The sequence below is a fragment of the Duncaniella muris genome (assembly GCF_003024805.1).
Lineage (GTDB): Bacteria > Bacteroidota > Bacteroidia > Bacteroidales > Muribaculaceae > Duncaniella > Duncaniella muris.
Genome location: NZ_PUEC01000079.1, coordinates 1 through 1,118, shown reverse-complemented (window position 1 = coordinate 1,118; position 1,118 = coordinate 1). Strand labels below are relative to the sequence as shown.

Below are 1,118 nucleotides of genomic sequence, written 5' to 3'. Positions count from 1 at the left end.
AGAGGCTTTAACCTCTGATTTTCAAGAAAATAAGTGCAATGAAAATTTGGCCAAGTGGCAGATTTTTAGTAACTTTATAGGTGATAATCAAAGAGTTACGCCAAAAATGAAGCCACTTGACCAAGTCCGTTCGACTGGCGCTTATGCGCCTGATCACACTGCAAAAGTACACAATAAATTTGACACAAGACGCAGTATTTTAGAAGAACTTAGAGCGTTTGCCTCATCCGTGCCGGATTTCCGCAGATTAGACAAAGGCAATATCCGCCATAGGCTCGACGATATCATCATGCTGATGATACTCGGACGCATAGCCGGATGTATCGGACGTGCCGAGATATTGGAGTTCGGCAGATACAACCTCAACAAATTACACAAAATGGGCATGTTGAAGAACGGGGTGCCATCCGAGGCCACGCTTTGCCGTGTGGAGAACGGCATCAACGATACAGGCATGGCCGACAGGATGCAGCAGTTCGCTCAAATATTCCTTGACAGGCTGCTTAATGCCTGCCGGGTCATTGAAATAATCTGCATAGACGGCAAGGCTGAGCGTGGCACCGTCCAGGAAAACGGGCGTAGCCCGGATATTGTCTCGGCCTATTCGTTCAACACCGGCATAACACTCGCCACCGAAGCCTGTCAGGAAAAGAGCAACGAGATAAAGGCCGTGCCGATACTCCTTGATAAAATTGATATCGCGGGGAAGGTTGTCACAGCCGATGCCATGTCCATGCAGAAGGACATTGTCGAGAAAATCAGAAAGAAAGGCGGTGACTTTCTGATAGAGCTCAAAGCGAACCAGCCGTCATTGCGATATGGCGTTGAGGACAGGCTTGCGGGACACATACCGGTATATTCCTACTCCGAAGATCCTGTGCTCGCCCACGGCAGGATAGAGACGAGAACCTACCGCATATATGACGGGCTGGACATTATCGCCGACAAAGAGAAATGGGGCGGAAACATGACCGTCATTGAATATGAGTCATCCACAGTCAAAAAGTCAACGGGGGCGTACACTTCGGAAAAACGCCTGTACGTCAGCAGTATGCCTACGCATACTCCGAAGCCAGGAATCTTCGTGCGCAACCATTGGTCAATAGAAAGTATGCACT

General features: G+C 48.8%; 1 protein-coding gene. It reads left to right on the top strand.

The genetic code is table 11. The features are described 5' to 3' along the window. Nucleotides 1–106: 106 nt before the first annotated feature. Nucleotides 107–1,118 (top strand): ISAs1 family transposase (locus C5O23_RS14120; RefSeq protein ID WP_107033541.1); only part of this gene is annotated, 1,012 nt, incomplete at its 3' end.